We start from the raw sequence: 19957 nt of genomic DNA, 5'->3' as shown, positions 1-19957 counted from the left end.
TCATGGAGTTGTGGTGCCCATCTTTGGCTCTTTGGCGACTTTGTCGCCCACCACAACTCCATGATCAACACGGCGGAGGTCGGCGGGCCGGGGCCCGGGGGTTGGGGTCTACTCCGGCGCCTGGTCCAGCTCGCCGGTGGCGGCGAGGCGCTGGTACCAGTGGGCGCTGTCCTTCCAGGTGCGTACCTGGGTGTCGTAGTCGACCCGGATGATCCCGAAGCGACGGTCGTAGCCGTAGCCCCACTCGAAGTTGTCCAGCAACGACCAGACGAAGTAGCCGCGGACGTCAGCACCCTGGGCACGGGCGTCGGCCATCGCGCCGATGTGCCGACGCAGGTAGTCGATCCGCCGCTCGTCGTGGATGCGGCCGTCGGCCGACACCACGTCGTCGAACGCCGCGCCGTTCTCGGTGATCATCATGGGCTGGTTCGGGTATTCGCGGTGCAGGCGCAGCAGCAGCTCGGTCAGCGCCGGCGGGTCGATGTTCCAACCCATCGCCGTGTACGGGCCGGGCTGCGGCAGGAAGTCGACGTCGTCGGCGGCGACCCATGGCGTGGAGGTCGACGCGCCGTGCCCGTCGGCGTCGGAGCGGGCCGACACCCCGTCCCAGGCCCGGACCAGGGTGCTGGAGTAGTAGTTGACCCCGAGCACGTCCAGCGGCACCGCGATCAGCTTCTCGTCACCCTCGCGGACGAACGACCAGTCGGTGACGGAGGCGGTGTCGGCCAGCAGGTCCGCCGGGTACGCCCCGTCCAGCATCGGGCCGAGGAACGCCCGGTTCGCCAACGCGTCGATCCGCCGGACCGCGTCCTGGTCGGCGGCCGAGTCGGAGGCGCCCCGGACGACGTGCAGGTTCAGCGTCACCGACAGCTCGGCGGACGGGGCCAGCTCCCGCACCACCCGGCCGGCCAGGCCGTGCGCGAGGTTGAGGTGGTGCACCGCCGCCAGCGCCGCCGCCGGCTCGGTCCGACCCGGCGCGTGCACCCCGGAGGCGTAGCCCAGGTACGCGGAGCACCACGGCTCGTTCAGCGTCGTCCAGGTGTGCACCCGGTCGCCCAGCGCACCGACGATGCCCGCCGCGTACTCCTGGAAGCGCAACGCGGTCTCCCGTGCCGCCCACCCGCCGGCGTCCTCCAGCTCCTGCGGCAGGTCCCAGTGGTACATGGTGGCCACCGGGCGGACGCCCCGCTCCAGCAGCCCGTCCACCAGCCGCGAGTAGAAGTCGATGCCCGCCTGGTTGAACCGGCCCGAACCGCCCGGCTGCACCCGGGGCCAGGAGATGGAGAACCGGTACGCGCTGAGCCCGAGGTCGGCGATGTGCCCGAGGTCGTCGGCCCACCGGTGGTAGTGGTCGGCGGCGACGTCCCCGGTGTCACCGTTGAGGGTCCGGCCGGGGGTGTGGCTGTAGGTGTCCCAGATGGACGGGCCGCGCCCGTCCTCGGTCGCCGCACCCTCGATCTGGTACGCCGCCGTCGCGGAGCCCCAGATGAAGCTCTCCGGGAAGTGGTGTTGCGTCATCGTTCCGTCCCCTGGATCTCGCAGATGTAGCCCGTCGAGGTGCCGGCGACCAGTTCGGCACTGGCTGTCCCGCCCTCGTAGCGCACGTCGAACTCGGCGCCCGGTCCGTCGCCGGGTGACGGTACCCGTACCCGGACCCGCTGCCCGTCGGTCGGTGCGTACAGCCGCAGCCGCACGTCGTCGGCCCACTCGTAGTCCGGTCGGTCGGTGCGCGAGCCGAACGGGATGACCGCACCCGGTCGGGCCAGCACCGGCAGGCTGTCGAAGCCGTGCTTCTCGGTCACCCAGGCCGGGCCGGTGACCTGCGCGCCGGTGACCAGGTGCGTCCAGGTGCCGGCGGGTACGTAGTACGTGACGTCGCCGTCGGCGCTGAGCACCGGCGCCACGAGCAGGTCCGGGCCGAGCATGTACTGCCGGTCCAGGTGCGCGGTCGCCGGGTCGTCCGGGAACTCCAGGAACATCGGCCGCATCATCGGCGTTCCGTCGCGGTGCGCGTCCTCGGCGGCGGCCGCCAGATAGGGCATCAGGCCGAGCTTGAGCTGGGTGAAGTGCCGCAGCACGTCGACGGCCTCGTCGTCGAAGGCCCACGGCACCCGGTACGAGCCGGACCCGTGCAGCCGGGAGTGCGAGGAGAGCAACCCGAAGGCCACCCACCGCTTGAACACCGCCGGGTCGGGGGTGCCCTCGAAGCCGCCGATGTCGTGGCTCCAGTAGCCGAAGCCGGACGCCGCCAGGGACAGCCCGCCGCGCAGCGACTCGGCCATCGCGACGAACGTCGACTCGCAGTCGCCGCCCCAGTGCACCGGGAACTGCTGCCCGCCGGCGGTGGCCGAGCGGGCGAACAGCACCGCCTCGCCCTTGCCGCGCTCGGTCTCCAGCAGCTCGAAGACCGCCTTGTTGTAGAGGTACGAGTAGTAGTTGTGCATCCGCTGCGGGTCCGAGCCGTCGTGCCACACCACGTCGGTCGGGATGCGCTCGCCGAAGTCGGTCTTGAAGCAGTCGACGCCCATGTCCAGCAGCACCTTGAGCTTGCCGGTGAACCAGGCGACCGCGTCCGGGTTGGTGAAGTCGACCAGCGCCATGCCGGCCTGCCACTTGTCCCACTGCCAGACCGAGCCGTCGGGGTTGCGCACCAGGTAACCGGCCTCGCGGCCCTCCTCGAAGAGGTACGAGCGCTGCGCGATGTACGGGTTGATCCAGACGCACACCTTCAGGTCGCGTTCGTGCAGCCGGCGCAGCATCCCCTCCGGGTCGGGGAAGGTCGCCGGGTCCCAGACGAAGTCGACCCAGTGGAACTGGCGCATCCAGAAGCAGTCGAAGTGGAACACCGACAGCGGCAGGTTCCGCTCGGCCATCCCGTCGACGAACTCGGTCACCGTCTTCTCGTCGTACGAGGTGGTGAACGACGTGGACAGCCAGAGGCCGTACGACCACGCGGGGATCCGGGCCGGCCGGCCGGTGAGCGCGGTGTACCGGCGCAGCACGTCCTTCGGGTGGGGCCCGTCGATGACGTAGTAGGTCAGCGACTGGCCCTCGACGCTGAACTGGGTCTGCGTGACGACCTCGGAGCCGACCTCGAACGACACGTGCTCCGGATGGTCCACGAAGACCCCGTAGCCGGCGCTGCTGAGGTAGAACGGCACGTTCTTGTACGCCTGCTCGCTGGCGGTGCCGCCGTCGGCGTTCCAGATGTCGACGGTCTGCCCGTTCTTGACGAACGGGCCGAAGCGCTCGCCCAGCCCGTACACCGTCTCACCGACGCCCAGGGCGAGCCGTTCGTGCACGTGCCGGCGGCCCTCGGCGTCGGTGACGACGCCGATGCTGCGCCCTGTGGACGCGGTGACCAGCCGATCGCCGTGCAGGAAGTCGACCCGCCACCCGTCGATGAGCGCGACCCGGGCGGTCAGCTCGCCGGTGGTCAGCGTCGCGCTGAGCCCGGTGACGTCGACGGTGACCGGGTGCGTCTCGTCGGTGCTCAGCCCGAAGTGCGGTTCACGGGGCAGCCCTCCGGTGTGGTGGGCGATCGTCACCCCGATGACGCCGGGGGCGGGGGAGAAGAACCGGACGGTGACCAGGGGACGGTTGAGGGTGTCGCCGCGTCCGGTGATCTGACCGGTCGGCGCGAAGACGGTGAAGCCGCGCTCGTCCGGCTCGACCGACTCCACGGTGCCGGGGCGCAGGACGCTGACGCCGGGGCGCAGCTGCCAGTACCCGTCGGTGAACTTCACTTCTCGGCTCCTGCCGTGATACCGCGCGCGAGGGTGCGCTGGAAGATGAGGAAGAAGAGGATGGCCGGCACCAGGCTGATCAGCGCGCCGGCGTTGGTGGTCGGGGCGTCCATCAGCCGGTCGCCCTGCAACGACGCGAGCGCGACCGGGATGGTCTGCGTCTGGTTGTCGATCAGCATGACCAGCGGGATGAGGAACTCGTTCCACGTCCAGATGAAGAAGAAGATGAGCAGCACCGCGAGGGTGGGCCGCAGGTTGGGGAAGACCACCCGCCACAGCACCGTCCACTTGCCGGCGCCGTCCAACGCGGCGGCCTCCAGCAGCGAGCGCGGGAACGTGCTCATCACCGAGGCGAGCAGGTAGGTGCCGAACGCGCTCTGGATCACGGTGAAGATGATGATCACCGAGAGCTGGGTGTTGTAGAGGCCGACCTGCTTCGCCACGTAGTACAGCGGGTAGATCAGCGCCTCCTGCGGCAGCATGTTCGCCAGCAGGAAGAGACCGACGATCCACAGCCGGCCACGGACCCGGCCGATGCCCAGGGCGTACGCGTTGAGCAGCGACACGGCGACGCCGAGCACCGCCACCGAGCCGGCGATGATCGCCGAGTTCCAGAACTTGAGCGGGAAGTTCACAGTGGTCCAGTAGGTGCGCAGACCCTTGGTGTAGAACTCCGTCGGCCAGCTCAGCGGCCCGCTCGACGAGTAGTCGCCGGGCGACTTGAACGCGTTGAGCAGCATGAACGCGAACGGCACCAGCATGACGAGGGCGCCGAGGAGGACCAGGACGAGCACCACCCAGCGGCTGACGCCGCGGTGGTGCCGGTCGCGTACCGGCCGGGCCGGCTTCACCGGCGCGGTGCTCGGTGTGAGCATGACGGCCATGTCAGAACCCCCGGTCCCGGCGCTCGCTGCGGGCCTGCATCCAGATGAAGATCCCGGCCACCACCACGATGATCAGGGTCAGCACCATGGAGATCGCGGAGCCGTAGCCGACCTGCAGCTTCTTGAAGAACGTGTAGTAGGCGAAGTACGACGGCACGTTCGTGGCGTTGTCCGGGCCGCCCCGGGTCAGGGCGAAGATCGGCCCGAACACCTTCAACGCGGCGATGGTGCAGGTCAGGGCCACCACGAAGGTCTCCGGCCGGATCTGCGGGAGGGTGATCGCCCGGAACCGGTGCAGCCAGTTCGCGCCGTCGACCTCGGCCGCCTCGTACAGCTCGGGGTCGACCCGCTGCAACGCCGCCATGAACACGACGACGGGGTAGCCGATCTGCACCCAGATCATCACGGCCATCACGGCCGGCAGGGCGGTGCCCGGGTCGCCGAGCCAGTCGTGGCGCAGCGCGCCGAGACCGACCGCGTCGAGGAGGCTGTTGAACGCCCCGTCGGGGCGCAGGATCCAGCCCCAGACGATGCCGGCCACCACCACGGGCAGCACCTGCGGCAGGTAGAACGCGGCCCGCAGCGCGGCGGCGGTACGCGGCTTGAACCGGCGGCCGATGACGTCGAAGAGCACCGCGGCCAGCAGCAGACCGAGCACGGTGGGCACGACCACCATCGCGACGAGCATCCAGACGGTGTTGCGGAACGACGCCCAGAACACGTCGTCGTGCAGCAACTGCTGGTAGTTGTCCAGGCCGACCCAGCGGGGGTCGCCGATGCCGGACCACTTGGTCAGCGACAGGTAGAGGGTGCCGAGAAGCGGCGCGCCGATGACGAGGAGGAAGAGCACCGCTCCGGGGAGCAGGTAGAGCCAGTACGCCGCGTTGCGGCCGCGGCGTTGGCGGCGGGGCGCGGGCGGTGTGGGGGTCGCGGCCGGCGGTGTGGCGGCGACCGTCTCGGAGACTGCCATGGAAGATCCTTCCCGGCGGGGCGGGCGGGCGCGCCGGTCGTGCCGGTCACGCCCGCCGCTCGCCGTGTCACTTGCCGGTGATCTCCTTGACGCCATCGGCGTACGGCTTGGCGATCGTGTCGAGGACCTGGTCGGGCGACTTCGAGCCGTTGATCAGACCCTGGAAGCCGGAGACCAGCACGTCGTAGTAGCCGGGGACCGGCCAGTCCGGGTAGAAGGCGAGCCCGTCGGACTTGCTGACCGTGTTGAAGTCCTCGATCAGCTTGCGGTCCTTCGGGTCGGTGATCTTCGACGCGTCAGCGGCGACCGGAACACCACCGTTGTTGCCGATCAGATCCTGGATCTCCGGGCGCAGGGTGATGTCGATGAAGTCGTACGCCAGGCTCTTGGCCTTGCTGTTCTCCGGGACCACCCAGAGGTTGCCGGAGGAGCCGGCCTGGAGGGTGTTGCCGGGGAAGAGGAAGGTGTCCCAGTTGGCCTTCATCTCGGCCTTGAACCGGCCGTACCACCAGCTACCCGAGACGATCATCGGAACCTTGCCGCCGATGAAGGCGGTGCCCATGTCCTCGGCCTTGAGGCTGGCCGAGTTCTTGGCGACGTAGCCCTTCTGCACCCACTGGGCGAAGGTCTCCGCGCCGTACTTGAGCGGGTCGGCCTTGAAGTCGACAGGGTTCTTGTAGAGCTGGTAGTTGTCGACGAACTGCCGGTCGGCCTTGGAGAGGGCGAGCTGGTAGAAGAGCTGCCCGGCCGGGTACTCGGCGCCGGCCATGCCCAGCGGGGTGATCCCCTTGCCGACGAAGGTGTCCATCGCGGCGGTCATCTCGGCCATGGTGGTCGGGACCTTGACGCCGTTCTGCTGGAACAGGTCCTTGTTGTAGTAGACGGTGACGTACTCGCCGTAGTTCGGCACACCGAACCAGTTGCCGGAGCCCATCACGCCCTTGTCGCTGTACCGGGCGGTGGTCTGCAGGCTGGGGCTGAGCTTGCCGGCCCAGCCGCGCTTGTCGGCCTCGCTGCTCAGGTCGGCCAGCAGGCCCTGGGAGGAGAGCAGCCCGGCGGTCGCGTTGCCCTTGTTGTACTCCATGATGTCCGGGCCCTCGGACGAATTGATGATCATGCCGGCGTTCTGCTGGATCTGCTCGAACGCCTTGCGCTCGAAGCGCACCTCGACGCCCGGGTGCTCGGACTTGAAGATCTCGATCGCCCGGTCCCAGCCGATCCCCATGGCGCTGTTCTCGCTCTCGTAGTGCCAGAGCTTCAGAACCTTGGCGTCGCTGCTGTCCCCGTTGTCACCACCGCCGCAGGCGGCCACGGTGGTCGTCGCGGTCGCCGCCAGGGCGATCGCGGCGACGAGCCGGTGGAATCGCTGCATTACTATCCTCCTCGTTGAGTACTAGCCGGTACTTCACGGGGCCCGTCGTCGCGTTGCAGCGCGATGGCGGGCCGTCTTGGCTGGTCAGCCGCCGTCGTTCGACGCCGGACCAGAGGTAGCCAGTGCCGGCCGCCGGGGTGCGGCGGTCGATCCCCGGATCTCCAACGTGCACGGCAGCAGTTGCTGGTGACGAAGGTCGGCGGGGCCGTCCAGGTGGCGCGTCAGCGCCTCGATCGCGATCCGGCCCAGCGCCGAACCGGGGGACGTCATCGCGGTCAGCGCGGGGGTGGCCAATTCGGCGACCTGCGGCGAGGTGACCATCGAGACGACGGAGACGTCGTCGGGCACCGACAACCCCCGGCCGGTCAGCTCGCCGAGGATGCCGAAGATCGCCGTCTCGTTCATGGCCAGCACCGCGGTCAGCTCCGGGGCCTGCGCGAACGCGGCGGCCAGGGCGGCCCGCCCGCCGGCGGCGCTGTCCTCGGCGGCGATCATCACCGGCTCCAGACCGTGCCCGGTCATCGCCGAGGTGAAGGCGTCCCGGGTACGCAGCGCCGGCCCGTAACCGCTGGTCAGTGTGGCGGCCGAGTGGTTGACGTAGACGATCTGCCGGTGCCCGAGACCGACCAGGTGCGCGACGGCCTCCCGGACGGTCTGGTCGAAGTCGATGTCGACGTAGGAGAGCGTGCTGGTGTCGGCGGTACGGCCGATCAGCACCAGCGGCACCCCCGCCTCCTGGAGTACGGTGACCCGCTCGTCGGCCAGCTGCACCTCCATCAGCACGACCCCGTCGAGCATCCGCTGGCTGGCCAGCCGGCGCAGGTCGTCGAGGTTGCCCCCGCCGACCGGCGAGAGCACCAGGTGGTAGCCGGCGACGCTGGCCGCGGCGGCGGCACCGGTGACGAAGGCGGTCTCGGTGGCACCGAGGCCCCGTTCGTCCATCGGCATCAGCAGGCCGAGGATCCGGCTGCGGCGACTGGCCAGCCCTCGGGCCATCGCGTTGGGCTGGTAGTCGAGCTGTGCCATCGCGGCGAGCACCTTGTTGCGGGTGGCCTGCGAGATCGGCCGGGCGCCGGTGAGCACGTACGAGACGGTGCTGACCGAGACCTGCGCGAGGCGGGCGACGTCATGCATGGTGGCCACCGCGCACCTCCTCTGGCCTGCTGTGGAACCGCTCCCGGAGACTTCGTCGAAGCGCTTCGACGAAGCGGTTCGACAGGACGCTAGGCCACCTGTTACGGCGACGTCAATAGCCGATGTCGAAAAGAATTCAGTCCGTGTCCGGCCCTCGGGCCCCAGGGCTGCGCTCCTGGCACGCCTCAAGATTGCGCTCGATCCTGGATGTAGTCCCCTCGGGCCGTCCGCGGAAGCCACTACAACAAGGATCGAGCACGATCTTGAGGGCGCGGCGGGCGCGGCGGGGGCGGCGGGGCCGCGGGGCGGCGGGGCGGCGGGTGCGGCGGGCGCGGCGGGAGGGTGCGGCGGGTCAGGACAGGTCGAAGAGGGCTGCGGCGCTGTCCCAGCAGACCGCGCGCAGCCAGTCGTCGCCCAGGTCCAGCCGGGTCAGCCCGGCCACCTGGTCGGCGTACGGGTACGGGATGTTCGGGAAGTCGCTGCCCAGCAGCACCTTTCCGGCCAGCCCCAGCTCCCGCAACCGGGGCAACTCGTCGGCGGGGAAGGGGACGAACTGGTCGAAGAAGGGCGTGAACGCCATCGTGGTGTCCAGCCGGACCCGCTCGTACGTCTCGGCGAGGTCCAGGAACGCCCGGTAGTCCGGGGCGCCCAGGTGCGCCACCACTGCGGTCAGCCGGGGGTGGCGGGCGAGCAGGGCCGCGAACGGGTCCGGGCCGGTGTGGGCGGTGCCCACCGGGGCGTGTCCGGCGTGCACCACCACCGGCACACCCGCGTCCGACAGCGTCCCCCATACCTGGTCCAGTGCCGGATCGGTCGGTGCGAAGCCGCCGACCTGCAGGTGCAGTTTGAACAGCCGGGCACCTTCGGCGAGGGCCGCCTCGACGTACCCGGGGGCCTCCGGCTCCGGGTAGAACGTGGCCGAGGCCAGGCAGCCCGGGGTGTCGCGGGCGAAGTCCAGCGTCCAGCGGTTGAGGTCGGCCGCCATGCCCGGCCGGTGCGCGTACGCCAGCGCGCTGAACGCCCGCACCCCGAGCCGGCGCAGGTGCGCGACCCGGTCGGCGTCGCTCCACCGGTAGCGGATCGGCCACTCGGTGCCGACCAGTGGCCCGGCGGCGTCGAAGTAGGCCCACACCCGACGCAGCAGTCGCGGTGGCAGGAAGTGCACGTGCACGTCGGCGAGACCTGGCAGCCCCAGCGCGCGGCAGAACTCCGGTACGCGCTCGTCGGCGACCGGCGGGACGACCGGCGCCGGACCGGTCATATCTCGATGTCGAATCGGCTCAGCACCGAGGGCGCGATCAGGCCGACGGTGGCGAGCGCCGAGACGACGGTCAGCGCGATGCGCATGCCGACCACCTCGGCCTTGCTGCCGACGCGCAGGGCGATGCGGTTCGGCAGGCCGATCATCATCCACATGCGCCGCTTGATCGGGATCGGCCAGAGGATCGGCACGCCGGCGCGGGTGATCATGTCGCCGAGGATGTGCACGAAGCAGCCCACGCCCAGCGCGGTGCCGATCAGCGGATAGCCGCGTCCGCCCGGCAGGTTGGCGTAGGTGAACCAGGCCGCCCCGGCCGAGGCGAGAGTGATGATCACCCAGCCGGCCCGCTCGGCCCACTCGTCGAACAGCCCGCGCAGCGCCAGGCCGAACATGAAGAACAGGATCGTGATGACCGCCCACTTGCCGTACGCGGCGCAGAGCGCGGTGGTGCCCCAGCCGACCAGGACGGTGAACGGCAGCGTGTGGGTCAGCGTCCGGTGCCCGTTGTTGCGGCGCGGATCCTTGCTGAGCTTCGTGGCGTAGTAGACCCCGAGGGAGATCTTCTCCATCACCTCGGCGGCGAAGAGCGAGAAGACCCCGAAGGTACGGGCCACGGTGGCCCCACCCTGGTTCTTGGTCACCTTGCCCGACATGTCGAGGTCGGGGAAGAGCGCGCCACCGGCGCACACCGCGGTGCCCACCGCCAGCGCGAGCGGCGACTGGTGGTAGTCGGCGAACTGCTCCAGTGCCCAGGAGCCAGCCAACCACACCGCCGCGCCGGACAGCGCGTGTTGCGGTCCCATCATCTCGGCTCACCCTCCCCAAGGATCTTGAGCGCCCAAAACTACGCCACTGTAGTCAGCCTCAGCGCCGCAGGGGCATCACCCGTCAGGTCCACATCGGACGAAGTTACGGGGTGGGGGTGAAGCTCTGCCGGATCATCGGCAAGTATGCCGCGTTGACCTGCCAGTCGAACTCTTCTGTCAACCAGGAGACGGTGTAGGAGCGGCCCGCCGACGTGTTGATCAGCAGCCGGAAACTGTGCACCGCGACGCCGAGGGCGTTCAGCCAGCCGCACTCCCACACCGCGCCGCCCTCGAAGATGTCCATCGCGGAGATGTCCACCTTGCGATAACCCGGCAACGCCGCGCTCGTGGTCAACCGCGCCTCCTCGGCCTCCCAGTAGGCCACCGGATCCGCGCGGGCCGGACCCGCCTCGACGCTGAGCACCCGGGACCCGCTGGACCTGCGGAAGCAGGTCACCGGACCTTCGGTCCAGCGCGCCCAGCCCACCGGCGCGGCGATCCGGAACCCGGTCGGGTCGTCGTGCCAGGTCCACCCCTCGGGCAGCCGGTATCTCGCGTCGGCCGGCGGGGACACCGACACCACCGGGGTGGCCGACGGTGGCGGGGACGACGCACAGGCGAACGCCACCGGCCGGTGGGTCGGTGCGCCGCCACCCGAGCCGGACGGCGGGGTCCGCTCATCGTGCCGATCGACCAGGGCCAGCGTGACGCCGCCCGCGACGAGCAGGGCGGCCACCGCACCGCCCAGGGCGATCAGGCGGCGTCGCCGGGCGGGCCGGCGCGGTGGGCGCGGGGTCGGCGTCGCCAGTTCGTCCGACGGGGGCGCCGGTTCGACCGGGTCAGGCGTGCTGGCCCGGCCGGCGCTGCGCACCGCCGCGACCGCCGCCGACCGGGCCGGCCCGGTGGGCTCGTCGGGGCTCGCCGCGGCGCTGCGCAGCAGCGGCTCCACCTCGACGGCGGTCAGCCGCCGCCAGGGGTCACGCTGCAACAGGCCGGTGAGGACGGGACGCAACGGGCCGGCCCGACGCATCGGGTCAGGTGGTTCGGTGGCCAGTGCGCTGAGCGTCGCCATGGCGCTCGACCTCGCGTACGGCGACTGCCCCTCGACCGTCGCGTAGAGCGTCGCGCCCAGCGACCACATGTCGGTACGCGCGTCGGACACTCCTTCCCGGGCCCGCTCCGGCGCGACGAACTGCGGTGAGCCGAGCACCGTGCCGGGCCCGGTCATCGTGCCGTCGCCGCCGTCGAAGGTGGCCAGACCGAAGTCGGTGAGCATCACCCGCCCGTCGTCGGCCACGAGCACGTTGTGCGGCTTCACGTCGCGGTGCAGCACTCCGGCGGCGTGCGCGGCCCGCAACGCGGCGAGCACCGCCAACCCGATCCGGGCGGTGCGCGGCGGACTCAGTGGCCCCTCGGCGCTGATGATCTGCTGCACCGACCGGGATGGCACGTACTCCATCACGATCCAGGGGCTGTCCCGGTCGTGCACCACGTCGTAGAGGCGGACCACGTTGGGATGGTTGAGCCGGGCGGCGGTGCGTGCCTCCCGCAGGGTCCGCAGCCGCAACTCCGCACGCTCGGTCTCGGCCAGCCAGGACGGCGGCACGACCTCCTTCAGCGCCACGTCGCGGTGCAGCATCTCGTCGCGAGCAAGCCACACCCGGCCCATTCCGCCGGTGCCGACCAGGTCGAGCAGCCGGTACCGACCCGCGATCAGCAACTGATGCACGGTCGCTCCCCCTCGGTCACCCCGGGATCCACGATAGCCACCAATGTCGGCTTTCTCATCCACTGTGCGGCCTCGATCCAGACCGGACGGTAGTCCGGATCATGGCCATACGGTGCAGCTCAGCGGGGTGGTCGGAAACTCTTTCGCACCATTTCCCAGTCGCCGGCGGCGCCGGCCCAGTCCTCGTCGAAGGTGATCCAACCCAGCGTCCAGCGGTCGGCGCCGAGGGTCTGCTGGCGGGCGCGCAGCCACCGCCCGTGCGGTGTCTGCCAGCGACACTCCCACTCGGCGGCGCCGTCGCCGGTGGCGAGCCGGATCTCGTCGTACCCGGGCAGGGCCCCCGCCGCGGCTGCCTTGTCGCGAAGGGCCCGCAGCCGCCGCAGCGGGTCGACAGCGCCACCCTCGGCGACGCTGAAGGCCCGGCCGGTCGCCGGGTCCTGGAAGCACACCACAGTGCCGTCGCGGGAGGTCCACCACGTCGCCGGTACGGAGACCCGGAAGCCGGTGACGTCGGCGTACCAGATCCAGCCGGGCGGCGGTTGGAGCCCGTCGCCCGCGCTCGGAGTGCCGGCCGGCACGGGCGTCCCGACGATGTCCGGGCGCACACAGGCGAACGGGGGTGGGGGAACGCCGCGTCCCCTCGGCAGCGGCCCGGGACCGAGCGGCCCGGCACCCGGCGTCGGAGAGGACCACCCGGTGGTGTCGCCGGGCTTGTCACCGGTGACGGTCAGTGCGGTGCCGACACCGGCCACCACGGCCACCAGCAGCGCCACGGCGACCACCGCCACCCGACGCGCGGTACGCCCGGCGGCGGACGGGTCCGGTGCGGGGGAGGCAGCACCGGCTGCGGACGGGGCGGCCGGTTCGTCGGCCGGGTCGGGCAGCGGAATGGTGGGGTCGAGGTCGTCGGCGGCGGTGCCCGGGTCGAGCACCCCCGGCGCCGGCCCGTCGGCCGAGGGGCGGTCGGTCACCGCCGGTGGGTCGGCACGGCCGCCCGCTGCCGTCCTGAGCAACCGACGGGCCGCGTCGTGGCCGAGGCGGTCGTCCGGGTTGCGGCGGAGCAGCCCGTGCAGCACCGGCGCGAGCGCGCCGGCGTGCGGGGCCGGGTCCGGCGGGCCGGCGGCCAGCGCGCTCAGGGTGGCCATCGCGGTGCTGCGGGCGTACGGGGACTGCCCCTCCACGGCGGCGTGCAGTGTCGCGCCGAGCGACCAGAGGTCGGCGGCCACCGAGGACACCCCGTCGGAGGCCCGCTCCGGGGCCACGTACTGCGGGGAGCCGAGGACCATGCCGGGGCGGGTCATCGCGCCGTCGCCACCGTCGAAGGTGGCCAGCCCGAAGTCGGTGAGCATCACCCGCCCGTCGTGCGCCACGAGCACGTTCTGCGGTTTGATGTCGCGGTGCAGCACCCCGGCGCTGTGCGCGGCCTGCAACGCGTCGAGCACGGCCAGACCGATCCGGGCCGCGCGGGCGGGCTCCAGGGGCCCCTCGGCGTCCACGACGTCCTGGAGGGTGCGGGACGGGACGTACTCCATCACGATCCAGGGGCTGTCGTCGACCGCGACCACGTCGTAGAGCCGGACCACGGCGGGGTGGTTGAGCCGGGCCGCGGCCCGCGCCTCCCGCATGGTGCGCAGGCGCACGTCGGCCCGGCCACGATCGTCAAGCCAACTCGGTGGCACGATCTCCTTGACCGCCACCTCGCGGTGCAGCATCTCGTCGCGGGCGCGCCACACCCGACCCATGCCCCCGCGACCCACCAGGTCGAGCAGTCGGTACCGACCGGCGATCAGCACCTGTGCACGCTCCTCCTCAGCCGCTGTTCGGGCTACACCCTAACCAGCGGATCGGAAGTCACCTATAGGTCATCCGACGTACGTCAGCACGCGGCGGGGTCGGCCCGGGTCAGCAGATTCCCCTCCGGGATGGCGATCCGGGTCCGTCCGCCGGCCAGCCGGGCGGCGGCGCGGCGGGCCTGGACGGGGCCGTGTTCGCGCCGAGCGGTGGCGTAGCTGGCGGCGGTGCGGGCCGCGATGGTGGCCCAGCCGTACCGCTCGCCGACCATCGTGCGGGCCCGGCGGGCCAGCCGCCGGGCGAAGACCTCGTCGCCGAGCAGTTGGCCGACCGCGCCGGCGAGCGCGTCCGGATCACTGTGCGGGAACGTCACCCCGGTCACGCCGGGTTCGACGATCTCCGCGAGACCCCCGGTCCGGGCCACCGCCAGTGGCGCTCCGGCGGCCGCCGCCTCCAGCGCCACCATGCCGAACGGTTCGTAGAGGCTGGGGACCACCGTCGCGTCGGTGGCGCCGAGCATCGCCGGCAGTTGGGTGGCGTCGAGAAACCCGGTGAACCGGACCGTCGAGCTCAGCGCCAGCCGCCGGGCCTCCGCCTCCAACTCGGTGCGGTACGGGCCGTCGCCGGCGATCACCACGCGCAGCCCCGGATGCCGCTCCCGCAGCCGGGGTACGGCGTGCACCAGGTGCTGGACACCCTTCTCGTAGACCAGCCGTCCGGCGTACCCGACCAGCGGGCCGTCCCCGGCGAAGCGCGCCCGGGCCGACGCGACAGCTCGGGGGCGTGCCCGCCAGGCCCGGTCGTCGACCCCGTTGGGTACCACGTCGACCTGGCTGGCCGGCATGTCGAAGAGCGTGGTCACCTGCTCGCGCATGTACCCGGAACAGGTGATCACCCGGACGGAGGAATTGCTGAGCCAGTGCTCGACGCCGTGGATGGTGCGGTTCATCTCCTCCGGCAGCCAGCCCTGGTGCCGACCCGCCTCGGTGGCGTGCATGGTGGTGACCAGGGGCAGGTCCAGGTGCTCGGCGAGGGTGACGGCCGTGTGGGCGACGAGCCAGTCGTGGGCGTGGATGACGTCGTAGGTGCCGGCTTCGGTGGCGCGCAGCGCGGTGCGGGTGAGGGTGTGGTTGAAGGCCATCGTCCAGGCCAGCAGTGAGCCGGTGGCGAGGGGGAAGGTGACCGGGTCCTCGGGGGCGCGCAGGATGCGCACGCCCTCGGCGTACTCCTCCAGGGGTGCGCCCTCGCTGTGCCGGGTGACCACGGTGACCTCGTGGCCGGCGGCGGCCAGGGCGACGGACAGGGCGTGCACGTGTCGGCCGAGACCGCCGACGAGCACCGGCGGGTACTCCCAGGAGAGCATCAGCACCCGCAGCTGTCGGGCGGGGTTGATGTCGATCACGTGGGCATCGAGTGACATGCGGCCCCCTTTGAGTTGTCCCCGGGCGCGCGCCGACCGACACCGGAGTCGATGTCGCCGTCGCGTCTGGATCGGGGCCAATCCTGCCGGGATCGCGATAACCAGCGGCGACACCACCGTTGCGGTCGTGTAAAGCGCTACTGGCTCTTTCGTCGTACCCGCAGCAGCTCGGCCACCGACCACGCCTGGAACGGGCACCCGGTAGCGGTGTGCGGCGCGAGGCCGTCGGCCGTCTCGCTTACCGAGCCTATCCCATATTCGATCAAATGGGACTCAATGCCGACGAACACGTCATCGACGGACATCTTCCCCCGGCGGGCGGCGTCCACGTACGGGCCGAGCAACCACGGCCACACCGTGCCCTGGTGGTAGCCCCCGTCCCGGTCGGCCGGGCCCCCCCGGTGCCGACCCACGAACTCCGCGGAATCCGGGGCGAGACTGCGCGGCCCGAGCGGGGTGAGCAACCCGCCCGCGACCCGGCGTAGCGTCGCCTCGTCCGGCTCCATCGGCGCGTACGGCAGCGACCAGGCCAGCAACTGGTTGGGGCGCAACGCGTCGTCGTCGTGCAGGGCCGCCCCACCCAACGGGTACGCCGGCGCGGGCGCGTCCAGCACGTCGTGCAACCACCCGGTCGGCGCCGGGAACCGCTCCCGGAACGAGGCGGTGGCCTGCGCGTGGAGTCGCCACAGCCCGTCGGCGTTCCGCCCGGCCAGCTCGGTCAGCTCCGCGAGCCCGGCCAGGCCATTGATCCACAACGCGTTGACCTCGACCGGCTTGCCGGTACGCGGGGTGACCGGCACCCCGTACACCCGGGCATCCATCCAGGTCAGCGCGGTGCCGGCGGCGCCCTGGGTGAGCAGACCGTCGGTCGGGTCGACGCGGATCCCGTACCGGGTGCCGGCGACATGAGCGTCGATCACCGTGTGCAGGGCGGGCAGCAACTCGTCGCCGAGGTCGGTGTCGCCGGTGACGGTGACGTGCCGGCTCACCGCGTGCAGGAACCACAGCGTGCCGTCGACGGTGTTGTACTCCACCCGACCGGTGTCGGCGGTGTTGGCGAGCATCCCCTCGGACAGCGTCGCCGCGTACGCCCGCAGCAGGTCCCGCCCCTCGTCGGCGCGCCCGGTGCAGAGGAACAACCCCTCGTACGAGATCATTGTGTCCCGCGACCAGGCCCCGAACCACGGGTACCCGGCCACCACGTCCACCGCCGCGTGCTCGGTGCGCACCACGAACGCGTCGGCGGCCAGCGTCAGTGTCGCCGCCACGTCGTCGGTGGGCTTCGCCGCCGCCACCACCTGCCGGTTGCGCCGTCGGGCCGTCGCCACGATCTCCGTCGCCGGGGGCGGCTCCTCGTCGAGTCGACCGGCCCAGGCCCGCACCGACACGGTGTCACCGGGGCGTTCCAGCTCACCGAAGAAGCGGCCCGCGTACCAGACGTCCTCGTCCGGGTGCAGCCCCCGGTTGGCCTCCTCGCGGTGGTGCACGCCCAGCCACCACTGCCCCTCGGGGGCCCAACCCGGGCCGGCGAGCCGGTACGCGCCCTCGACCACAGCGCCGTCGGCAACCGCCTCGACCTGGGGGATCGGGCCGTCGGCCCGCCGTTCGCCGTGCGCGTCCCGCCAGGTGCAGGCGGCCGACAGCTCCAGCCGGACGGGGCCACCGGCGACCAGCCGGTGCACCACCGCGACGCAGGAGCGGCCGGGCAGCATGGCCAGCTCCCGTTCGATCACCACGTCGCCGATCCGCCACCGCCACCGGGGCAGCCCGTCGACCAGGTCGAAGCGCTCCAACAGCTCGAAGCCGCGCGGGTCGACGTCACCCGAGGCCCACTCGTGCGCGCCGAGGCGCACCCGCGTGCCGGACGGCAGTGTGACCGCCGGATCGAGACTGGCCAGTCCCACCTGGCGGGACGCCGGCGTTTCGCCGGAAACCACCAACAGACCGTGGTAGCGACGGGTCCGCAGCCCGCCGACAGTGCCCATCGCGTAGCCGCCGAGACCGTCGGGGACCAGCCACTCCCGGCTCGCGGCGCTGGTCAGATCGCCGCAGACCTGCGGGCCGAAGTGAATGTCGATCAAGTTTCCTCCACCGGCGGCAAGGTGTAACACGCCACGACGAGAATGGCCGCTGTGGTCAAGTACCGCGGCGACGTCAAAGATGTGCACGTGATCACTGACCGATCGTCCTCCGACGCCTCGCCACCCGACGCTGAGCGGCTCCGGCTCGCCCAGGCCGACTCGGGGGAGCAGGACTGGCGTGCATGGGGTCCCTATCTGTCCGAACGGGCGTGGGGGACGGTACGGGAGGACTACAGCGAGCACGGTACGGCCTGGGACTACTTCCCGCACGACCACGCGCGGTCCAGAGCCTACCGGTGGAATGAAGACGGGATGGCCGGCGTCTGCGACGACCGGCAGACCTTCGCCTTCGCCCTCGCCCTCTGGAACGGCAAGGACCCGATCCTCAAGGAGCGGATGTTCGGCCTCGGCGGCGACGGCGGCAACCACGGCGAGGACGTCAAGGAGTACTGGTGGTACGAGGACTCCACGCCCACCCACTCCTGGATGCGCTGGCGCTACCACTACCCGCAGGCCGCGTTCCCGTACGACGAACTCGTCGCGGTGAACGCGTTGCGCGGCCGCGACGACACCGAGTACGAGCTGGTCGACACCGGGATCTTCGACGACGACCGGTACTGGGCGGTGACCGTCGACTACGCCAAGGCGTCCCCGACCGACCTCTGCATGGTGGTGACCGTCGCCAACCGGGGCGACCAGGCGGCGACCCTGCACGTCCTGCCCACCCTGTGGTTCCGTAACACCTGGTCCTGGGGCCTGCCCGGTGGCGACCGGATCCCCCGGCTCACCGGCCAGGGCACCCGGCTCGTCGGCGAGCACCGGGTGCTCGGCCAACTGCTGCTGGAGGGCGACGGCGGCCCCGTGCCGCTGCTCTGCGACAACGACACCAACGCCGAACGGCTGTGGGGCCTGCCCGGCCGGTCGAAGTACCCGAAGGACGGCATCAACGACCACGTCGTCAACGGCGCGGCCACCGTCAACCCGGCCCGGGAGGGCACCAAGGGCGCGCTGCACTACGTGCTCGACGTGCCGGCCGGCGAGCAGCGCCAGATCCGGCTGCGACTCACCCGTACCGCGTCGCCGCCGGCCGCCGCGCCGCCGCCCCCGGCCGACCTCAGCGAGGGCTTCGAGGCAGTGGTGTGGGCGCGACGGGCCGAGGCGAACCGGTTCTTCGCCGGGGTGATCCCGCCGGCCGCCACCCCCGACGAGGCGCTGGTCGCCCGGCAGGCCATCGCCGGGCTGATGTGGGGCAAGCAGTTCTACCACTTCGACGTCAAGCGGTGGTTGGAAGGCGACCCGGGCTCCACTCCGCCGGCCGGGCGTCGGCACGGGCGCAACAGCGCCTGGTGGCACATGACCAGCTTCGACGTCATCTCCATGCCCGACCCGTGGGAATACCCCTGGTACGCGGCCTGGGACCTGGCCTTCCACTGCGTGAGCATCGCCCGGGTCGACCCGAGCTTCGCCAAGGATCAGCTGCTGCTCCTGCTCCGCGAGTGGTACCTGCACCCCAACGGCCAGATCCCGGCGTACGAGTGGGCGTTCGGTGACGTGAACCCGCCGGTGCACGCCTGGGCGGCGCTGAAGGTGTTCGAGATCGACGGCAGCCGGGACCACGACTTCCTGGCCCGGGTGATGCACAAGCTGCTGATCAACTTCACCTGGTGGGTCAACCGCAAGGACACCGGCGGCAACAACGTCTTCGAGGGCGGATTCCTCGGGCTCGACAACGTCGGGCCGTTCGACCGCTCGGCGGCACTGCCGGTGGCCGGTGTGCTGGAGCAGTCCGACGGCACCGGCTGGATGGGCATGTACGCCCTCAACCTGCTGGACATCGCGATCGTGCTCGCCGAACACGACCGGACCTGGGTGGACACCGCCACCAAGTTTTTCGAGCACTTCGCCTACATCGCGGCCGCCGCGTACGAGCAGGGGTTGTGGGACGAGGAGGACGCCTTCTTCTACGACGTGCTGCGCCTCGCCGACGGCACGAAGGTGCCGCTGAAGGTCCGTTCGGTGGTCGGGTTGCTGCCGTTGGCCGCCACCACCCGGCTCACCGCGGCGACCCTGCACCGCCTACCGGAGCTGGGAGCCCGGCTGCGCTGGTTCCTGACCAACCGCCCGGAGTACGCCCAGGTGATCGGCGTGCGCCGGCTGGGCCCCGACGGCCGGCAGCAGCGGCTGTTGTCGATGGTCGGCCCGGAGCAGGTGGTCCGGCTGCTCGCCCGGATGCTCGACCCCGACGAGTTCCTCTCCGAGTTCGGCCTCCGTACGCTGTCCCGCGCGCACCTGGACAAGCCGTTCTCGGTCACCCTCGGCGGGCAGGAGTTCTCCGTCGGCTACGAGCCGGCCGAGTCGACCAGCGGGCTGTTCGGGGGCAACTCGAACTGGCGCGGTCCGATCTGGATGCCGACGAACTTCCTGCTGATCAGCGCGTTGCGGGACTACGCGGCGTTCTTCGGCGACGACCTCCAGGTGGAGTACCCGACCCGCTCCGGTGTGAAGCGCACCCTGGACGAGATCGCCGACGACCTCTCGGCCCGGCTGATTGCCCTCTTCACCCAGGACGACTGGGGTCGACGCCCGATCTACGGCGCCGCGCAGTTGTTCCAGACCCACCCGGACTGGCGGGACCTGATTGCCTTCCCGGAATATTTCCACGGTGACAACGGCGCGGGCCTGGGTGCCTGGCACCAGACCGGCTGGACGGCCCTGGTCGCCGACCTGATCCTCACGTTGCGCCGCTGACCCCCACCCGCCCCC

At 71.3% G+C, this 19957-nt stretch carries 13 protein-coding genes; 1 reads left to right on the top strand and 12 read right to left on the bottom strand.

The window, feature by feature from the left end:
• Positions 1-108 precede the first annotated feature (108 nt).
• The 12 genes from QCZ28_RS24700 to QCZ28_RS24645 form a co-directional block, all read right to left on the bottom strand.
• A complete protein-coding gene (locus QCZ28_RS24700; RefSeq protein WP_279518890.1) occupies positions 109-1518 on the bottom strand; it encodes a GH1 family beta-glucosidase in 1410 nt (469 codons plus the stop codon).
• The gene (gene yicI, locus QCZ28_RS24695) at positions 1515-3746 is read right to left on the bottom strand and encodes an alpha-xylosidase (RefSeq protein ID WP_279518889.1); all 2232 of its coding nucleotides are present in this window, start codon (positions 3744-3746) and stop codon (positions 1515-1517) included. Before yicI ends, QCZ28_RS24700 begins: the two co-directional genes overlap by 4 nt.
• Entirely contained in the window at positions 3743-4630 is an 888-nt protein-coding gene (locus tag QCZ28_RS24690) for a carbohydrate ABC transporter permease (protein WP_210857897.1), read from the bottom strand. The genes yicI and QCZ28_RS24690 overlap by 4 nt, the downstream gene beginning before the upstream one ends.
• 1 nt (position 4631) lies before the next feature.
• The gene (locus QCZ28_RS24685) at positions 4632-5600 is read right to left on the bottom strand and encodes a sugar ABC transporter permease (protein WP_279518888.1); all 969 of its coding nucleotides are present in this window, start codon (positions 5598-5600) and stop codon (positions 4632-4634) included.
• Positions 5601-5667: 67 nt separating this feature from the next.
• The gene (locus tag QCZ28_RS24680) at positions 5668-6972 is read right to left on the bottom strand and encodes an extracellular solute-binding protein (RefSeq protein ID WP_279518887.1); all 1305 of its coding nucleotides are present in this window, start codon (positions 6970-6972) and stop codon (positions 5668-5670) included.
• 84 nt (positions 6973-7056) lie between these two features.
• The gene (locus QCZ28_RS24675) at positions 7057-8106 is read right to left on the bottom strand and encodes a LacI family DNA-binding transcriptional regulator (protein WP_279518945.1); all 1050 of its coding nucleotides are present in this window, start codon (positions 8104-8106) and stop codon (positions 7057-7059) included.
• Between the two features lie 352 nt (positions 8107-8458).
• Positions 8459-9367 carry an amidohydrolase family protein gene (locus QCZ28_RS24670; protein WP_279518886.1) on the bottom strand — a complete coding sequence of 303 codons (909 nt, stop codon included), beginning with the start codon at positions 9365-9367 and terminating at the stop codon, positions 8459-8461.
• Positions 9364-10173: a metal-dependent hydrolase gene (locus tag QCZ28_RS24665; RefSeq protein ID WP_279518885.1), complete on the bottom strand. Its 810-nt coding sequence runs from the start codon at positions 10171-10173 to the stop codon at positions 9364-9366. Before QCZ28_RS24665 ends, QCZ28_RS24670 begins: the two co-directional genes overlap by 4 nt.
• Before the next feature lie 103 nt (positions 10174-10276).
• A complete protein-coding gene (locus QCZ28_RS24660) occupies positions 10277-11902 on the bottom strand; it encodes a serine/threonine-protein kinase (RefSeq protein ID WP_279518884.1) in 1626 nt (541 codons plus the stop codon).
• A gap of 119 nt (positions 11903-12021) precedes the next feature.
• Complete coding sequence (locus tag QCZ28_RS24655; protein ID WP_279518883.1) at positions 12022-13695, bottom strand: serine/threonine-protein kinase; 1674 nt, start codon at positions 13693-13695, stop codon at positions 12022-12024.
• Between the two features lie 83 nt (positions 13696-13778).
• Positions 13779-15113, bottom strand: a complete 1335-nt coding sequence (locus QCZ28_RS24650; RefSeq protein ID WP_279518882.1) for a glycosyltransferase family 4 protein — start codon at positions 15111-15113, stop codon at positions 13779-13781.
• A 137-nt stretch (positions 15114-15250) separates the two neighbouring features.
• A complete protein-coding gene (locus QCZ28_RS24645) occupies positions 15251-17194 on the bottom strand; it encodes an amylo-alpha-1,6-glucosidase (protein WP_279518881.1) in 1944 nt (647 codons plus the stop codon).
• A gap of 42 nt (positions 17195-17236) precedes the next feature.
• Here QCZ28_RS24645 and QCZ28_RS24640 point away from each other — a divergent pair, with 42 nt between their 5' ends.
• A complete protein-coding gene (locus tag QCZ28_RS24640; protein WP_279518880.1) occupies positions 17237-19942 on the top strand; it encodes a glucosidase in 2706 nt (901 codons plus the stop codon).
• The last annotated feature ends 15 nt before the right edge of the window (positions 19943-19957 follow it).

Origin of the sequence: Micromonospora sp. DH14 (genome assembly GCF_029809455.1) — a bacterium.
In the GTDB taxonomy this organism is placed as follows: Bacteria; Actinomycetota; Actinomycetes; order Mycobacteriales; family Micromonosporaceae; genus Micromonospora; species Micromonospora parva.
Note: the sequence above shows the minus strand (reverse complement) of the source record. Positions and strands in the feature narration are given on the sequence as shown.

What these genes read in the sequence shown, in the direction of transcription:
- QCZ28_RS24700 (WP_279518890.1), bottom strand. Translation starts at nt 1,518, where the DNA reads ATGACGCAACACCACTTCCCGGAGAGCTTCATCTGGGGCTCCGCGACG.
- QCZ28_RS24690 (WP_210857897.1), bottom strand. Translation starts at nt 4,630, where the DNA reads ATGGCCGTCATGCTCACACCGAGCACCGCGCCGGTGAAGCCGGCCCGG.
- QCZ28_RS24685 (WP_279518888.1), bottom strand. Translation starts at nt 5,600, where the DNA reads ATGGCAGTCTCCGAGACGGTCGCCGCCACACCGCCGGCCGCGACCCCC.
- QCZ28_RS24680 (WP_279518887.1), bottom strand. Translation starts at nt 6,972, where the DNA reads ATGCAGCGATTCCACCGGCTCGTCGCCGCGATCGCCCTGGCGGCGACC.
- QCZ28_RS24675 (WP_279518945.1), bottom strand. Translation starts at nt 8,106, where the DNA reads ATGCATGACGTCGCCCGCCTCGCGCAGGTCTCGGTCAGCACCGTCTCG.
- QCZ28_RS24670 (WP_279518886.1), bottom strand. Translation starts at nt 9,367, where the DNA reads ATGACCGGTCCGGCGCCGGTCGTCCCGCCGGTCGCCGACGAGCGCGTA.
- QCZ28_RS24665 (WP_279518885.1), bottom strand. Translation starts at nt 10,173, where the DNA reads ATGATGGGACCGCAACACGCGCTGTCCGGCGCGGCGGTGTGGTTGGCT.
- QCZ28_RS24650 (WP_279518882.1), bottom strand. Translation starts at nt 15,113, where the DNA reads ATGTCACTCGATGCCCACGTGATCGACATCAACCCCGCCCGACAGCTG.
- QCZ28_RS24640 (WP_279518880.1), top strand. Translation starts at nt 17,237, where the DNA reads ATGGCCGCTGTGGTCAAGTACCGCGGCGACGTCAAAGATGTGCACGTG.